General features: G+C 73.2%; 11 protein-coding genes. All 11 read right to left on the reverse strand.

Features of this window, described 5'->3' with window-relative positions:
* Positions 1-56: 56 nt before the first annotated feature.
* A complete protein-coding gene (locus HZZ10_RS13410) occupies positions 57-1,043 on the reverse strand; it encodes a prephenate dehydrogenase (RefSeq protein ID WP_179913886.1) in 987 nt (328 codons plus the stop codon).
* Positions 1,040-2,137 carry a prephenate dehydratase gene (locus HZZ10_RS13415; RefSeq protein ID WP_308507578.1) on the reverse strand — a complete coding sequence of 366 codons (1,098 nt, stop codon included), beginning with the start codon at positions 2,135-2,137 and terminating at the stop codon, positions 1,040-1,042. Before HZZ10_RS13415 ends, HZZ10_RS13410 begins: the two co-directional genes overlap by 4 nt.
* Positions 2,134-3,000, reverse strand: a complete 867-nt coding sequence (locus tag HZZ10_RS13420; protein ID WP_056129481.1) for a hypothetical protein — start codon at positions 2,998-3,000, stop codon at positions 2,134-2,136. The genes HZZ10_RS13415 and HZZ10_RS13420 overlap by 4 nt, the downstream gene beginning before the upstream one ends.
* A 119-nt stretch (positions 3,001-3,119) precedes the next feature.
* Complete coding sequence (locus HZZ10_RS13425) at positions 3,120-5,555, reverse strand: VanW family protein (RefSeq protein ID WP_179913887.1); 2,436 nt, start codon at positions 5,553-5,555, stop codon at positions 3,120-3,122.
* Positions 5,556-5,667: 112 nt separating this feature from the next.
* Entirely contained in the window at positions 5,668-6,045 is a 378-nt protein-coding gene (locus tag HZZ10_RS13430; protein WP_056130748.1) for a DUF6113 family protein, read from the reverse strand.
* A 10-nt stretch (positions 6,046-6,055) separates the two neighbouring features.
* Positions 6,056-7,105: a PIG-L family deacetylase gene (locus tag HZZ10_RS13435; RefSeq protein ID WP_179913888.1), complete on the reverse strand. Its 1,050-nt coding sequence runs from the start codon at positions 7,103-7,105 to the stop codon at positions 6,056-6,058.
* Between the two features lie 157 nt (positions 7,106-7,262).
* Entirely contained in the window at positions 7,263-9,173 is a 1,911-nt protein-coding gene (gene typA, locus HZZ10_RS13440; RefSeq protein WP_056129475.1) for a translational GTPase TypA, read from the reverse strand.
* 199 nt (positions 9,174-9,372) lie between these two features.
* Entirely contained in the window at positions 9,373-10,062 is a 690-nt protein-coding gene (locus HZZ10_RS13445; RefSeq protein WP_179913889.1) for an ABC transporter ATP-binding protein, read from the reverse strand.
* Positions 10,059-11,117 (reverse strand): ABC transporter ATP-binding protein, encoded by a 1,059-nt coding sequence (locus HZZ10_RS13450; protein WP_179913890.1) that lies wholly within the window; start codon positions 11,115-11,117, stop codon positions 10,059-10,061. Before HZZ10_RS13450 ends, HZZ10_RS13445 begins: the two co-directional genes overlap by 4 nt.
* A gap of 5 nt (positions 11,118-11,122) precedes the next feature.
* Complete coding sequence (locus HZZ10_RS13455; RefSeq protein WP_179913891.1) at positions 11,123-13,942, reverse strand: FtsX-like permease family protein; 2,820 nt, start codon at positions 13,940-13,942, stop codon at positions 11,123-11,125.
* Positions 13,939-17,376 (reverse strand): hypothetical protein, encoded by a 3,438-nt coding sequence (locus tag HZZ10_RS13460; protein ID WP_179913892.1) that lies wholly within the window; start codon positions 17,374-17,376, stop codon positions 13,939-13,941. Before HZZ10_RS13460 ends, HZZ10_RS13455 begins: the two co-directional genes overlap by 4 nt.
* Positions 17,377-17,398: the final 22 nt, after the last annotated feature.

Below are 17,398 nucleotides of genomic sequence, written 5' to 3' on the forward strand. Positions count from 1 at the left end.
GTGGGCAGGTGGGCAGGTGGGTCAGCCTGCGGGCCGTGAGCCGTCGAGCCGGGCGGTCAGCCGGCCTGCGGCTCGCTGAGCTCGACGCTCGCAGCAGCCGGGTCGACCGCGAGGACCTGCGCGCCCTGGCGACCACGCTCGGTGAGGTCCGTCTGCCACCCGTCGGCGCCGATCTGGAGAGACCGGGTCGACCGGTCTGGCGCTGGCGCGCCACGGAGCGGGTCGGCGCGGTCGAAGAACTCGTCGACCTGAGCGCCCTCCTCGAGCCGAGAAGCCAGCACCTCGAGGTCGCGGGCCGCCCGCCGGAGGGCTGCGGCCACCCAGCCCGCGTTGTCGGTCACCATCGCCTGGGTCCTGCGCGGGGTCGTCCGAGCCACCCGCGTGCCGTCGCGGAAGCTCCCGGCTGCGAGCCCCTGCGCGACCTCGCTCACCGGCGAGCCGACGACGAGGTTGAGGAGCTCGGTCGCCACGACGTGCGGCACGTGGCTGACGAGCGCCACGGCCGCGTCGTGCACGTCGTCGGAGAGCGGGTGCACGACGCTCGCGAAGGGACCCGTGATCATCTCGGCAACGGTCAAGAACGCGTCGAGGCGCGTCGTCTCGTCGAGGGTGACCGCCCAGCGGACCTCGCGGAGCAGATCCGGGTCGGCCGCGGCAAAACCGCTGTGCTCGGTGCCTGCCATCGGGTGGGCGCCGACGTAGCGGTCGCCGAGCCCGGCAGCCTGCACAGCATCGCGGACCGGGCCCTTGACGCTCGCCACGTCCGTGAGGACCGTCGAGGCGGGCAACGATGCGGCGAGCCTCTCGACAGTCGCCCGGACCGCGCGGAGCGGGACCGCCACGACGACGAGCGGGGCTCCTGAGGCGGCGAGCTCCTCGAGGGTCGCGACGGCCTCCACACCCGCGGCACCCGCGAGCTCGCGGGTCGGCGCGTCGGGGTCCCAGCCCGTGACCCGGCGCCCGTCGGCGACGAGGGTCTGCGCGACAGAGCCGCCGATGAGGCCGAGACCGACGACGGCGACGTGCTGGGCACGCTGGCTCATGACGCGTCGACCTCTCCGCCGCGGGTCTCTCTGAGGGCCTCGTCACCGCGGGGCTCCCCCGCACGGGACGCCCCGGCTCGGGGCTCTCCCCCGCGGTCGACCTCACGCCCCTCGTCGCCCCACAGGAGCCCCCGGTCGAGGTCTGCGGGGGTCGAGCCCGAGCGGACGCTGCCTGCGGGCACCCTGTCGATGTCGACCGTGCGGTCGAGCTCTCCGCGGGACGGGAAGACGCCGAGGGTCTTGACCGAGTCCCCGGCGTCGAGCAGACCGCGCAGGACCTCGTGGAGGTCACCAGACCACGGGGCCGCGTCGACGGTGAGGATGAAGACGTAGCGTCCCTCGAGCGCCTTGACAGGGCGCGTGATGAGGCTCGAGAGGTTCACCCCGCGCGCGCCGAAGGCCGCCGTGATGCGGGCCAGCACCCCGGGACCTGTCAGGTGCGGGGTCACGGCGAGCATCGACCGCCAGGTCGCGGGTGCCTCGTCCTGGCGCGGCGAGACGGCATCACGACGGGTGAGGAGCAAGAAGCGTGTGCGAGCACCTGCGAAGTCCTCGACCCCCTGCTCCCACGTGGTGAGTCCGTAGAGCTCTCCGCACAGGGGCGGGCCGAGCGCGACCTGGCCCGGCTGGATGTCGCGGCAGGCCGCGGCGTTCGACGACGCCGGGACGGGCAGCAGGCCGTGCCTGTCGACGAAGCCCTGGCACTGTGCGAGACCGTGCGGGTGCGCCGTCGCCTGCTGGGGCGGCGCGTCGCTGCCCGGCAGCACGAAGGCGTCGAAGGTGATCGAGACGAAGGCCTCGTCGACCGCGACGACCTCAGGCGCGGAGACGATCGCGTCGAGGGACGGGACCACATAGCCCTCGACCGAGCTCTCGATGGCGACGACGCCGTGGCTGGCCTCCCCAGAGGCCACGGCGGCGAAGACCTCGGGCACGGTCCGGAGCGGGACGAGGGTGGTCTCGTCAGAGGACCAGCCGGTCGCAGCCTGGTGGGTGAAGCTGCCCTCGGGCCCCAGGTAGGCGAGCGTCGTCACGGGGCCACCGCCGAGCGTCGGCGCGGGTGCCGGCACCGCAGCGGGCACCGGCACGCTCACGGCGCGGAGACCTCGACGTCGGACCAGACCGGGGTGAGCGCGTCAGGGCCGGGCAAGAACTGCTGGCCGGTGAGCACGGCCAGGACGCGGTTCTCCACGCCCCGGGCACCGAACTCGGCGACCACGTGGGCCAGCACGTCCGAGCTCTCGCAGGTGAAGGACGTGAGGAAGACGTGCGGCCCGGCCTGCGACCGCTGGCTGCGCAGGTGCTGCAGGTCGATCTCGGCGGCGGCGAACACCCCGAGCGACTGCTGGAGCGACCCGCGGTGGTCGTCGCGCGGCCCGAAGGCCAGCCACACCTGGGCGGGCGTGTCGAAGACGACCGGGGCGTCCGGGGTCTCGAGCAGGCCGTACCAGAGGAGCGGGACGGCCTGCAGGCCGGCGCTCCCGGGGAGCTCCTGGAACCCTGCGGGGATGGCAGAGCGCTCGACGACGAGCGTCCCGTGGTCCCCGGCGAGCTGGATGCGCTCCGCGACCGACGTCGTGGTCGGGACGAGGTGCGGGCTCACGCCCATGGTGCGGAGCGCGTGACGGCAGTCGCGCATGCCGGACTCGTCGACGATCGCGACCCCCGTCGCGTCGGCGGTCCGCCCGACCCACACCCACTCGGAGGGCACCGCGACGGCTGCGGTGAGCATGAGCGACCTGTCGCTCGACAGCAGGTTCCGCTCGAGCTCGGGGGTCGGCTGCGCAGGGTGACCGAGGTGCACGACTGCTGCGAGGTTCTCGAGGTTCGCGACGGTCGACAGCGTCGCCGTGGTCGACCCGAGGTCGAGCAGCTCCGCGTCGACGTCAGACCATCCGCCGAGCGTGGCGGCCCGTCGCGCGTGCGGACCGGACTCGCGTGCACTCTTGCCGAGCATGTTCTCTTCCTCGCCTGTTGCGGGCCGACCGTGCGTGACGGTCGTCGGCCGACATCGCTGTCGCCGCGACCCTCACGACGGCCGAGCCTGTGGGGTGGAGCCTGTCGGGCAGGGGCCTGTCAGCCCGCTGGAGGAGCGTCGCAGACGACGCCGTTCTGCGGCTTGTAGCGCCACGAGTTGGACTCGTCGATGACGACCTCGCCCGTCGCCGCGACGGCGACCTTGCGGGAGACCGTCACCGAGAACCCGGGGTTCCCGCGGCTCTGCGGAAGGCAGCCGGCCCCCGACTTGTGCTCGATGGTCGCGGCCACGACGTCGGAGCGTGCGCTCGTGCTGTCGGTCACCGTGTAGTACTTCGTGCTCCAGGCGACCACGTGGAGGCGTCCGCCGGCGATGTACGACTGCATGAGCACGCCGTGCGGCGAGTCGTTGCGCCAGCGCATGTTGATCTGCCCGACCGCCAGGGTCGACTCACGACCCTCCGGGTAGCGGTCGAACCAATAGCTGTGCGGCCTGTGCTCGAGGTCGACCATGCCCGCGTAGAAACCGGCGTTGTACGTGGTCGTCGACATCTGCGAGAGGCCTCCGCCGACACCGTCGACGATCTGCCCGTTCGAGATGATGTGGGCTTCCTGGTAGCCGTTGGCCTTCGTGATCGGGCCGATGACCTCGGTCAGGTCGAAGACCTCACCGGGGAGCACGAGCGTCCCCGTGACCTTCTCGGCGGCGATCCGCAGGTTCTCGGTGCGCACGGGCTCGTTGGTCAGCGGAGTCGAGAACTCTGACACGATCTCGTTGATGCCCAGGGCCTGGAGGGCCTCGGTCGACTGCGCGGGGTCGCTCTCGACCAGCTCGACGGGTGCTGTCCTGTCGTCACCCGTCGCGGCGGTCTGCACGGCGGCGGCCAGGGCCGCCGGGTCGAGCGTCGTGCCAGGCAGCCCGGCCTCGATCTGCGGGGTGCCGTCGACGAAGACGAACTTCGCGTCGGCGGCGTCGGAGAGCAGGTCGGTGGTGCGGTCGACGACGTCCTGCACCAAGAGCTCGCCGTCGAAGGTCAGCTGGAGGGCGCCGTCGACAGGGGTCATGGACGCGGCGGCCGCGACGGTCTCGGCGGGGATCTCGGCGCTCTGGTCGGCGACAGTGACGGTCACCGGCGCAGAGGCGACCTTCTCCGCGACAGCGAGGGCCTCGTCGGTCTCGGCCTGGGTGATCTCGGGCTCGACGGCCTCGGTCGGCACGACGAGCGGGCGGGCTGCGGTCAGCCACGTCGAGCGGACCAGCTCGGTCGCCGCCTCGGCGTCGACGGCGCTGCCCTCGACAGCCTCGGTCGCGACGGCTGCACCGTCGACGAAGCTCACGGTCCCGCTCGTCGGCTCGACCTCGAGGTCGACCGACATCGTGGCGACAGCGGCGTCGAGCGCTGCGTCGTCGACCACCGTGACCGGCTCGACGGCGTCCCCGCCGGAGATCTGCGAGAGCAGACGGGACGGCGACAGCGAGAAGGCTGTGAGGCCCTCGACGGTGGCCCGCGCGTCGAAGGTGAGCCCGGCGGCTGCGGGGTCGACCGTGGTGGTCGACTCCCCCGCCGTCACCGGGAGGGGCTCGGCGGCGATACCACCGAGCTCTGACTCCAGACGCTCGATCGCGGCGTCGTTCGACAGACCGCCGATGTCGATGCCGGCGACAGTCGTCTCGCGCGGGATGCGGTCGGCGAAGTACCACTGCGCACCGACGTAGGCGCCGGCGAGCACGAGCACGCCGCACGCGGTCCAGAGGAGGTTGCGGGGCCAGCGTCGGGACTTCTCGTCGCGGTCGAAGTCGCTCAGGACAGAATCCTCCGATGGGTCGGACGTGCTCGCGGCGTCGGTCGACGTCTGGGGTGCGGACTGTGCTGACGTGCTCGCAGCCGGGCCGGTTGCTGCTGCGCTGGCGGCGGATCCTGCAGGCTCGGTGGCTGTCGACTGCACGGGTTCAGGGTCGGTCGCCGCTGCGGTCGCGACGGGCGCAGTCGCCTGGACCGCCGGGAAGACCTCGGTCCGGTCCCCTGAACGGACGACGAGGGTGTCGTCGTCGTCAAGGTCTGAGTCGTCAAGGTCTGAGTCGTCACGATCTGAGTCGTCGAGGTCCACCTCGTCGAGGTCCTCGTCGGCCAGGTCTGCCTCGTCGAGGTCCTCGTCGGCCAGGTCTGCCTCGTCGTCGTCAGCCGTGCCACCGTGAGGCGCGTCGTCGGTCGCCTCGTCAGCCGCGGAGGGCGGCGTCGCAGCGGCGGACGTCGTGGGGTCGGACGGCACGCGCTCTGTCGTCGGCTCGCGCCCTGCCGTCGGCTCGCGCTCTGTCGTCGGCTCGCTCTCGGCCGCCGACGCGTCCTCGACAGGGGGGCGGTCGAGCACCGGGTACGCCGGGAGCGTGCTCTCGCTGCTCTCGGTCGCCTCGGGCGTCGTCTCAGCCTCTGCGTCGTCGCGAGGGACGGCTGGGCCGGTCCCCTCGGTCGGCTCCGGGACAGGACCTGTCGGCGGTCCGGACGTGGTGTCCGTGCCGTCGGGACTGCTGCTCATGACGCTCGCTCCACTCGCGACGGTTCAGGGGCATGACCCCGTGGACTGGCGTGGGATGCTCTCCCCCTGCCGGACCAGTGTACGGGGCGGGTCCCCTGCGGGTGACGGGATGTCAGTCGGTGAACCAGCGTCGCGGCGCGAAGGCCGCCACGCCGATCATCAGCATGCCGCCACCCATCCACACGTAGCTCCACGGGTCGCCCGGGAGCAGGACGTCTCCCCCGGGGCCGGCGGTCGCGGCGACCTGGACCAGGGCGAGCCACCCGAGGCCGTAGGCGACGAGCCCTCCGCCGCCGACCCAGGCACGGACCATCACCGCTGCGGCCAGGACCGCGAGGAGGCAGAGCACGAGGACCCAGGGCAGCCACTGCCTGTGCGCGACTGTGCCGACCAGGCCGACGAGCGCGCCGAGCAGGAGAGCGACGACGTAGCCGAGGACCACGGAGGACCGGCTGCGCACCGGGGCGGCTGCGGGCGGGAGACCAGACATGCGGGACACGCTACCGGCCTTCGCTGACCGCGCGCTGGACGTCGGGCTGCTCGGCCTGCGGCTCTGCGGCCGCGTAGTACTCGTGCGCCAGCCACGGGACGAGCACGTCGTTGCTCAGCGCGTACCAGCCGAGGACCTCGTCGGCCGCGGGCAGGACTGTCGCGGTGGGCCGTCCTCCCGGGGTGCCCGACGGGTCGGCGGACTCGACCCAGTGGACCTGCGTCGCGTGCGCGCGCAGCGCCCCCTCGACCTGCTCGACGACAGGGCGGACGTCGATCGTCGCCACGACCTCGCGCGCGGGCTCGGCGACAGCCGGCAAGGGTCCCTGCGGGAGCGCGGCCGAGGGGTGGGTCTGCAGCAGGGCCTGGAACCACGGGTCGTCCTCGGCACGGCGGGCGAGGCTCGCGCGCGCGTCGGCCAGCACCTGCGGCGGCACGACGTTCCACCAGACGTGGCCGGGCACGTGCGCCGCGTGCGAACCGTCAGCCTCGGCTGCGAGGGCGAGAGCCCGCGTGGTGATCTGGTGCGCTCGGACGTGGTCCGGGTGCCCGTAGCCGCCGCCGGGCTCGTAGGTCACGACGACGGCAGGGCGGCGGTCACGCAGCAGCACGGCGAGACGCTCGGCGCACTCCTCGAGCGAGGCACGCACGAGCGCACGCTCGGGCACGTCGGTGGCCGCACCGGCCTGGCTGCTGGCCCCGGGGGCTCCGTCGCCCACCCAGGCCATGCCGGAGTCCTCGAGACGCTGACCCTGCGCGAGCGCACCCGGCTGACCGGGGAGCGCGTCGAGGAACACGTGGTCCTCGACGCCGAGCGCACGGAGCGCCTCGGCGAGCTCGGCCTCGCGGTGCTCGGCGAGCGCTGGACCGTCGCCCTCGAGGTGCGCGAGCGCTGTGCCGATGACCTCGCCGCGCTCGCCGCGCGTGCAGGTCACGAGGGTCACGGGTCGTCCCGCCGCCGCCCAGGTCGCGAGCAGCCCGCCCGTCGCGAGCGTCTCGTCGTCGGGGTGAGCGTGCACGACGAGCAGGGGGCCGTCGGGCAGGGTCGTCTCGGTGATCATGGAAGTCCTTCGTCCGCGGAAGTGCTGCACGCCCCCGTGCTGCGCGGTACCTGACCGCGCGTGCTCGCCTGGGAAAAGCCGATGGCTGCCGGGTCGGTGGACCTGGCAGCCATCGGCACAGGACCCGCGCGCCGTGAGGGCGCGGGTCGTGGGTGGATCAGCCGTTCTTGTTGCGCGAGTAGGCGCGCGAGCGCTCGTTCTGGTCGAGGATGACCTTGCGGATGCGCACGACCTCGGGGGTGACCTCGACGCACTCGTCCTCGCGGGCGAACTCGAGGGACTCCTCGAGCGTGAGGTGCTTCGGCGGGGTCAGGTTCTCGAAGGTGTCAGAAGACGCCGCACGCATGTTGGTGAGCTTCTTCTCCTTCGTGATGTTGACGTCCATGTCCTCGTTGCGGGAGTTCTCGCCGACGATCATGCCCTCGTAGACCTCCTGCGTGGGGTCGACGAAGAAGGAGCCGCGCTCCTGCAGGTTGATCATCGCGAACGGCGTCACGACACCCGAGCGGTCGGCGACGAGCGAGCCGTTGACACGGGTCTCGATCGGGCCGGCCCACGGCTCGTAGCCCTCGGCGATCGACGAGGCGATGCCGGTGCCGCGCGTGTCGGTGAGGAAGCGCGTGCGGAAGCCGATGAGGCCACGGGCGGGGACGACGAACTCCATGCGGACCCAGCCGGTGCCGTGGTTCGACATGGTCTCCATGCGGCCCTTGCGCTGGGCGAGGAGCTGCGTGACGGCGCCGAGGTACTCCTCGGGGACGTCGATGGTCATGCGCTCCATCGGCTCGTGGCGCTTGCCGTCGATGGTGCGCGTGACGACCTGCGGCTTGCCGACGGTGAGCTCGAAGCCCTCGCGGCGCATCTGCTCGACGAGGATCGCGAGAGCGAGCTCTCCACGGCCCTGGACCTCCCAGGCGTCAGGACGCTCGGTCGGCAGGACGCGGAGCGACACGTTGCCGATGAGCTCCTTGTCGAGGCGGTCCTTGACCTGGCGGGCGGTGACCTTGTGGCCCTTGCCACCCTTGCCCGCGAGCGGGGAGGTGTTGATACCGATGGTCATCGAGATGGCCGGGTCGTCGACCGTGATGAGCGGCAGCGGACGCGGGTCGTCGGGGTCCGTGAGGGTCTCACCGATGGTGATGTCCTCGATGCCGGCGACGGCGACGATCTCACCGGGGCCTGCGGAGTCCGTGGGGACGCGCGAGAGCGCCTTGGTCTCGAGGAGCTCGGTGATCTTGACGTTCTGCATCGTGCCGTCGGCGCGGGCCCAGGCCACGGTCTGGCCCTTGTTGATCGTGCCGTTGAAGATGCGGAGCAGCGCGAGGCGGCCGAGGAACGGCGAGGCGTCGAGGTTGGTGACGTGAGCCTGGAGCGGCGCGCCCTCCTCGTACGTCGGGGCCGGGATCTTGTCGAGGATGACCTTGAAGAGCGGCTCGAGGTCCGGGTTCTCGGGCGCGGTGCCGTCAGCGGGCTGCTCGGTCGACGCGCGGCCGACCTTCGCTGCCGCGTAGACGACGGGCATGTCGAGGATCGCGTCGAGGTCGAGGTCGGGGACCTCGTCCGCGAGGTCGCTCGCGAGACCGAGCAGGAGGTCGGTCGCCTCGGCGACGACCTCTTCGATGCGCGAGTCGGGGCGGTCGGTCTTGTTGACCACGAGGATCACGGGGAGCTTGGCGACGAGCGCCTTGCGCAGCACGAAGCGCGTCTGGGGCAGAGGGCCCTCGGACGCGTCGACGAGGAGGACGACACCGTCGACCATGGACAGGCCGCGCTCAACCTCACCACCGAAGTCGGCGTGGCCCGGGGTGTCGATCACGTTGATGGTGATGCCGTCGGGCTGGCCGGCGGCGATCGCGGCAGGACCGGCGTAGTGGACGGCGGTGTTCTTCGCGAGGATCGTGATGCCCTTCTCGCGCTCGAGGTCACCGGAGTCCATGGCGCGCTCGTCGACGTGCGCGTGGGATCCGAACGCGCCGGACTGGTGCAGCATCGCGTCGACGAGGGTGGTCTTACCGTGGTCGACGTGGGCGACGATCGCGACGTTACGCAGGTCGGAGCGCACAGACATAGAGAAACTCATTTCACCGTGTGGAAGGAACGGGGCAGCGCACAGGTGCGCCGCTGGGTACCCGAGGAGGCCACGCGTCAGCGGTTCGACAGCGGCCCGGATGCTGGCGTGTGCCGCACCTGGGAAGCGCTCGTCGACGAAGAGACGACGTTGACCTATGCAACTGTACCCGGAGCGCAGAGGGCCACGCGAGAGTGTGTCAGGAGACACGTCCGTCGTGGAGGGTGATCACCCTGTCCGCCCTGGCGGCGAGCAGGGGGTCGTGGGTCGAGACCACCGCTGCGACACCCTCCTGGTGCACGAGGTCGTGCAGCAGGTCCATCACCGTAGCCGCTGTCGCGGAGTCCAGCTGACCCGTGGGTTCGTCGGCGAGCAGGATCGACGGCCTGGCGACGATCGCCCGGGCGATCCCGACACGCTGCTGCTGCCCGCCGGACAGCTCGTAGGGACGCTGGTGGCCGTGCCGCTCGAGGCCGACCGTCGCGAGCACCTCGCGGACCCTGGCGTCGCGCTCCCGCGGCTCGGTGCGCAGCAGCCGGAGCGGGATCTCGACGTTCTCGGCGGCCGAGAGCACCGGGACCAGGCCGAAGGACTGCAGCACGTACCCGACGCCGGTGGTCCGCAGCCGGAGCCGCCCTGCGGTGTCCAGGCTGTCGAGCCGCTCGCCGTCGACCTCGACGTGGCCCGAGGTCGGCTCGTCGATGCCGCCCAGCAGGTGGAGCAGGGTCGACTTGCCCGAGCCCGAGGTGCCACGCAGCACGACGAGCTCGCCGCGGCCGACCTCGAGAGACACGTCGGAGACGGCGTGCACGTCGCCCGCAGGGGTCGAGAAGGTCCGGCTGACAGCGTGCGCCCGGAGCGCAGGGCCGGTCCGCTGCGTCGCGCTCATCGCTGCTCCCCCGTCTCGTCGGTCGATCCTGCTGTGACGTCAGCTGTCGCGCCGTCGGCCACCGCGTGCCGAGGAGCGGGACCTGGACGGTGGCGTCCGGCTCCAGCGGCCGGTCCGACGGGACCCGGCACAGGGACCGACCCGTCGGGCCACACACCCACGTGGTCAGGCTCGAGCGACAGCCTCACGCGGTCGCGGAGGTCCAGGCTCTCGACGAAGTCGGGCGGCAGCTGGAACCTGCCGACCCTGTCGAGGACCGCGAACTCCTCGGCGACGTGCCGCTCGGTGCCGTGCTCGTCGGTCTCGGTGCGGCGCAGCACCTCGGTCGAGGTCCGGCCGTCGCGGATCTGCACGGTGCGGGCCACGTGCTCCGAGACCGTCGGGTCGTGCGTGACGATCAGCGTGGTCACACCGGTCTCCGCGTTGACCGCGCGGAGCATCTCGAGGACCTCGGCCGAGGTCGCCTCGTCGAGCTCGCCCGTGGGCTCGTCGGCCAGCAGCACCCGCGGCGAGTTGGCCACGGCGACGGCGATCGCGACACGCTGCTGCTGACCTCCCGACATCTGGGAGGGCAGGCGGCCCTGGCAGTGCGCGACGCCGAGCAGGTCGAGCAGCTCGAGAGCCCTCCCCCGACGGTCTGGTGCCCGGGTGATGGTCAGCGGCAGCGCGACGTTCTGCGCAGCCGTCAGGTATGGCAGGAGGTTGCGGGCCGCCTGCTGCCACACGAAGCCCACGGTCTGACGCTGGTACCTCACGCGGTCCCGGCGACCGAGGGTCAGCAGGTCGGCGCCCGCGACCTCCGCAGTGCCACCTGTCGGCCTGTCCAGACCCGAGAGGATCGACAGCAGCGTCGACTTCCCCGAGCCCGACGCTCCGACGAGAGCGACGATCTCACCGGCCTCGACCCGGAGGTTGAGGCCCTGCAGGGCTTGCACCTCGATCCCCTCGGTGACGAAGATGCGCACGAGGTCACGGCACAAGATGTCCGGCGACGCCGGTCTCGGTGCTGCGCTGGCGGAGGCGTGCCGGCCGAGGGCCGGGGGCTGGGTGGTCATGTCTCTCACTCCTGTACCGACCGCAGCGTCGCCGCGGAGCTGACCCGTCGTCCGAGGGCCGCTGAGACGAGGCAGCAGACCCCCACGACGACGACGAAGACCCCGAGGACGCCGAGCAGCGCGGCAGGGTCGTAGACGAGCGGCGGTGCGGTCGCACCGCCGGTGAAGGCGCGCAGGTCGACGGTCCGGGCGACGAGCACGGGCAGCGCCAGCCCGAGGGCCAGCCCTGCGACGAGGGAGGGCACAGCCCAGGAGGCGATCTCCCAGGTGGTGATGACCCGAGGCCCGCGCGCGGGCATCCCGAGGATCTTGAGCACGGCGACGAGCCTCTCGCGACGACCCGTCGCCATGACCTCGCCGAGCACGATCGTCGAGGCGCCCACGACGAGCGCCACGAGGGTCCCGACGAGGAGCGCGCCCTGCAGCCCGGCGAGCGTCGGGTCCTCGAGGCGGAGCCCGACGGCGTCGGCCTGGACCTCGAGGGCGCTCGGCCCGGTGATCTCACCGACCTGCGCGACGACGGCAGCCCGGTCCGCGTCCTCGACCGTAGGGTCGAGGCGGACCAGCAGGGTCCGCGGCAGGTAGGTGGTCCCGGTCAGGTCGGCGAGGCTCGACCTGTCGAGCAGCACCCAGCCCGACGTGGTCGAGACGCCCGGGACCTCGGGGCGCTGGTTGACGACGTCGAGCACGACGACCTGCCCGTCGACCGTGACGGTCGCCCCGCCCTCGAGCGCGAAGCGGCTCGACACGACAGCCGGCAGCGGACCGCCGTCCGTCGGGGCGGCGAGGTCGGGGACGGTCCAGCCCGGGACGTCCTGCTGGACCTGCGCGAGGTCGACCGGGTCCACGAGCAGCACCCGCGCCTGGAGCCTGTCGTCACCCGTCGAGAGCGCCGCGGGGGTCACCTCGGTCGCGGTGGTGGCCGCCGCGACGCCTGGCACCTCACGGACCAGGGCGAGGGTCTCCTCGTCGACGATCGGCCCCGTCGAGCGCAGGTCGGCCCCGATGGCGTCCCAGGTCTGGGTCTCGAGCCCGGTGCGCACCGTGGTCAGCAGGACCGTGGAGAGCACCGCGACGGTCACGGCCACCACGAGCCCGACGAGCGGGGCCAGCTGGCCACGACGGTCCCGGGTCGCCGAGGCCGCCCCGAGGAAGGACAGCGCGCCGCGCCGCGAGCGGGCCAGCCGGACGACAGGGGCGAGGAGCAGCGGCGCGATCCGTGCGACCACCACGGCCGTCGCGACCGCCAGGAGGGCCGGCGTCGCGGCGAGCAACGGGTCCGTCCCGCTCCCGGTGTCCTCGGCACCGCGGCGCAGCACCAGGACCGTCGCGGTCACGGCGACCGCCACGACGAGCACCTCCCAGACTCTCCGGAGCCGGCTCGTCGACCGGGCCGCAGAGTCCTGACGGACACCGCGCAGACCTGCAGGAGGTGCGCTCGCCGCGAGCATCACGGCGGGGGCGAGCGCCGCCACGAGCGGTCCGACGAGGACGGCGGGTGCGAAGGCCGTCGGCACGAGCAGCACGGCTCCGAGCAGGCCGAGCCCTCCCCCGACGATCCCGAGCAGCAGGCCCTCGACAGCCAGGAGGCCGCGGACCTGCAGACCGGAGGCCCCGCGGGCCCGGGCCAGAGCGAGCGCGGTGCGGCGTCGCGAGGCGATGACCCTGACGGCCGCGAGCAGCAGCAGCCCGAGCCCCGCGACGGGCCCGGCAGCGAGCAGGGCGACGACAGTCGTCGTCGCGGAGATGTCACGCTCGATCGTGTCGAGGGTCCCGGGGAGTTCCGAGGAGAGCTTGAGGGTCCCGTCGGGCTGGTCGACGCCGTAGGACAGCGGAGCCGCCGTGAAGCCGCGGAGCTGGGAGGAGATGTCGGACAGCTGGTCTGAGGTGTAGGGCGAGGGGTCGACGTCGAACCAGACGTCGAGCCTGTCGAGGAACGGGTCGATCCCCGGTCCCCGGTACGCGGCGGCCGTGAGCACGATGCCGACGTTGATGCTGTCGACGATGGCCGGCTGAGCCGCAGACGGGGTGTGGTACCAGTAGTCCTCGTCAGGGTCGTCCGCGGTGTAGGTCCCGAGCAGGACGAAGTCTCCACGGCCGAAGGCCTGGCGGGTCTGGCCGACGTCCCAGGCGAGCCTCTCGGCGGCGGCGGCGGAGAGGGCGATCCCGACGGGCTGCGGTGTCCGCTCGATAGGCCCTTCCGCGAGGGCCACCGGCGAGTCGTCGATGGTCGGCCAGCGCCCCTCCGTGAGGGTCACGTGCTCTGCGAGGTAGGGGTCCTGGGTCTCGCGGAGGTTGATGGCGGCCACGTCCGAGCGCTCTGAGGTCTCGACCACGACGTCCCCTCGCGCCGAGGTCCGCATGCGCGGGTCGAGGACCCCGGCGCGCAGCGGGTCGGGCAGGGCGTCGTGAGCCTGCCGCAGACCGCCGTCGAGCAACCCGAAGGTGGTCTCCCACTCGTCGGGGACCGCCGACGGCGCTGTCCCCCGCGAGGCGCCGTAGTACGGGGTCTGGTTGCTCGACGAGATGTCCCGGGTGATCGGCGTGGTCGCGGCGAGCCTGTGGCTCGTGATGTCGTCCGAGACCACCTGGACCGCCCGCGGCCACACGGCGAGCAGCAGCGCGGCGACGACCGTCACCAGGAGCACGACAGTCCCGGCCCGGAGGTCGTCGGCGAGCACCCGCCGGACCACCGGGACCCGTCGCTCGGCGCGCGTGGTCCTGCGCGCGGCGGGCGCAGGGCCAGGCACCGCCGGAGTCCGCGGCGGGCCGGACCCGGGTGCGTGGGAGCCTCCGGGGCTGCCGGCTGCGCTCGTGCGGCTCATCGGGCGTCCTCCCGGTGGTCGAGGTCGAGGGCCTGCCTGCGCACGGTCCGGGCCTGGTCCGCGACGAGCAGGCCGGCGCCGACCACGAGGGCGAGCAGCAGCACGACCATCGGGACGACTGAGGGGTGCACACCCGAGGCGATGCCTGCGAAGGCCTCGGGCACGGTGACGCGGGCGAAGAGCCCGGCGACCGCCAGCGTCACCAGCGCACCGGAGACGAGCCCGGCGACGACAGCGCAGCCGAGCACGACGAGGAGCTCAGAGGTCCGAGAGCGTGCCTGCGCGCCCCCGCTCACACCGACAGCACGCAGCGCGACGACCTCGCCGCGCCGCGCACGGCCCAGGGCTCCGAGGACCGACCACGTCCCCGCGAGGGACAGGGCGACGGCCCCGGCTGCGGCGATCCAGAAGGCCGACCCGATCGAGGGGGCCGGGACCGCGGCGGCGGTACCGGCGCTCGTGACGGTCCACGCAGGCGGGACCTGCGTCTCGACAGCCTCGACGAGCACACCGACCTCCGAGGGGTCCTGGGCCACCACCCAGATCTCGTCGCCCGCGGCCGGGGCCCGCGCCGTGCGCAGACCGTAGGCCTGCAGCGCGTCGAGGTCGAGCATGAGTGCGGGACCGCCGAGACCGCCGGGCAGCGCGGGCACCGAACCGACGATCTCGAGCGTCACGCGCTGACCGACGACCGTCGCGTCGAGCGTGTCACCGACTGCGGCGTCGAGACGAGCCAAGAGCTCCGGGACGACGACGGCGGGGACCGCCGGCGCGAGATCGGTTGCCCCCGGGTCGAGGCTGGGGTCGGCTCCGGGGGGCATGAAGCGGAGCCGCGCCTGGACCGCCGCGGCCTCGAGCACGCCGCTGACCGCGGGCAGCACGGCGTCAGGCGGGCTCGTCAGCGACAGGCTCCCGTCGTACGCGGTGCCCGACGCCCCGACCAGCGCGTCGAGCAGGCTCCACGTGCCCTGCGCCCCGGCGAGGTCTGTCGGCCCCGACGTCCCGTCGTCAGCGGTCGCCCCGGTGTCCGCGAGGGTCCCGACGCTCGTGACCGCGAGGTCGAGGGCCACAGGTCCGCGCCGAGGGTCGGCGCGCAGCTCGACGGAGACCACCCGCCAGCTGCTGGCCGTGTCTGGGACAGGGATCTCGACCTCGACGTCGGTGCGTGAGCCGTCGTCGCCGGCGAGGACCGGGAACGAGACGGGATCGGCGCTGGTCTGCACGATGCCGCCGTGCTCGTCGGCCAGCCACACGACCGTGGTGACCGGGACAGGCGGTCCGCCGAAGGCCGGCATCGGCGCCCGGATCCTGCGGGAGAACCGTGTCTCGTCGATCTCCGCCTCGACGGCCTGACCGCTGAGGTCCAGCCGCAGCGCGCTGGTCCCCTCGGGCAGAGCCAGGCCAGGCAGCGCAGGGCGGGGAGCCACGACGACGAGCGACGACGCATCGACCGCAGGTGTCCGCGAGAGCAGCGGCGCGATCTGCTCGCCGGGCACCGCGAGGACCCGGACAGGTCCGTCACCGACAGTGCCCTCGACATCGAGCACGAGCGACGAGGCTGCGGCGACTCCGTCGTCGACGTCGAGCGCCGGGACCGTGGTGAGCGGCGTGACCACCCCGGTGGTCGTGGTCTGCACCCGGACGTCGCTGCCTGTCGCGAGCCCGCCGACCTGACCGCGCAGGTGGTCCACGGTGCCGCTGTAGCCGCTCGCGAGCAGCACGGAGCCTGTCGCGAGCGCCACGAGCACGGCGGGGACCGTGAAGGCCACGAGCCTGCGGGAGACCTGGCGCGCCGCGTAGACCGGCGCCAACCCAGGTCTGCGGCGGGCGCGACGCTCGACGAGGCGCAGCGTCGGCGCGAGCAGCACGAGGACGACGAGCACGAGGGCGAGCAGCAGGACTCCCGGGGCGGCGACCACGAGGGCCTCCGCCTCGGGGACCGCGAGCCCGCGGGCCCGCCACAGCCGCCAGCCGAGCAGCACGGAGACCGCGCCCAGCAGCACGACGGCGACGACTCCGACCGCGGTCCGGGCCCGGCCCGACGCGTCGACCGCCCGCGCCCGGGCGAGGGACCTCGCGTCGACAGCCGTCACCACCACGAAGACGACGGCGACGAGGACTGCCACACCGGCAGCCGACCCGACGATCCAGGCAGCACCGAGCGCCGTCCACCCTCCGACAGGGCCGACGAGGGCCAGCGCAGCCCACGCGCCAGCACCACCGAGCAGCGCACCGCCCACAGCTGCCGGGAGCACCTCGACCAGCCCCAGCCACCCGAGCTGAGCCGCCGACGCCCCGCGGGCGACGAGGATCTGGCTCTCCCTGGCCCGCACGGCCACGAGCATCCGCGCGAGCTCGACGAGCGACACGAGGCTCACCACGAGCAGCAGCACCACGGGCGCCGTCGTCACGGCACGGGCCGTCGACGCCTGCGCGTCGAGGGCCGCGACAGTCGCCGTGAGCGTTCCGGTCTCGACGACACCACGGACGTCGGCAGGGCTCGCCGTCACGGCGCCGCGCACCCCCGGGAGCCCGGTGGCGAGGGTGGCGACGTCGTCGACGGTGAGCAGCGGGGTGCGAGTCGAGACTGTCCAGCCGACGAAGGGGTCGTCCTGGACCGCGAGCAGCGTCTGCTCGTCGACGAGGACAGGGCCGTACGGGGGCTCACCCGAGCCGGAGGTCTCGTCGAGGGCGGACCCGGGCGCCCCCGGGTCCGGCTCCCAGAGCCCGACGACCACGAGCGGGACGTCGGCGACCACGACGGTGTCGCCGACCTCGAGGCCCAGCGGCTCGGCGGCAGAGGTCGGCAGGAGCGCCTCGCCGGGGCCGGGGACTGTGCTGCCAGCTGCGGCGGTCCGGGCGCTGAGGACGACCTGCTCGAGCGGTGCGCCGTCGGCGGCGCTCGCCGAGCGGGCCTCGGTCGTCAGGGAGCGAGAGACGTCCACGGGGGTGTCACCCGTCGCGGACGCGAAGATCTGGCGCACGGTGCCGTCCTGCGCGGTAGGGTCCGGCGCCAGCCGGGTGGTGACCCGCAGCACAGAACCAGGTCCCGTCAGCAGGTCGGGTGCGGTCCGGACGGCCTGGGTGCTGCTCTGCTCGACGAAGGCGAAGGTCCCGCCGACCGTCCCGGCGACGAGCAGGGTGACGGCGGCCAGGCCGAGGAGTGCCGCCCTGGACGCGCGGAGCCGGGCCCGGAGGAGGCCTGCGAGCCCTGTCGAGGGTGTCCCGGTCGGGCTGGTGCCGGCCCGCGCCCGCTCTGGGGCGCGCGACGGGACGGCACCAGGTGCCGTCGTGGTCTTCGTCCCCATCGTCCGGGCCCCCTCCGGTCGAGCGTCGCGTCGTCGCGTCGTCCCCCGGCCGTGCTGGACGGCGACGGGGCGTGGGTCGCGCGCGGGCAGCTGTGCTGCCCGCGCGCGACCTGTCGTGCTGGTCATGCTGATCGTGCTGGTCGTGCGT

Origin of the sequence: Sanguibacter inulinus, from assembly GCF_013415325.1 — a bacterium.
Taxonomy (GTDB): Bacteria; Actinomycetota; Actinomycetes; order Actinomycetales; family Cellulomonadaceae; genus Sanguibacter; species Sanguibacter inulinus.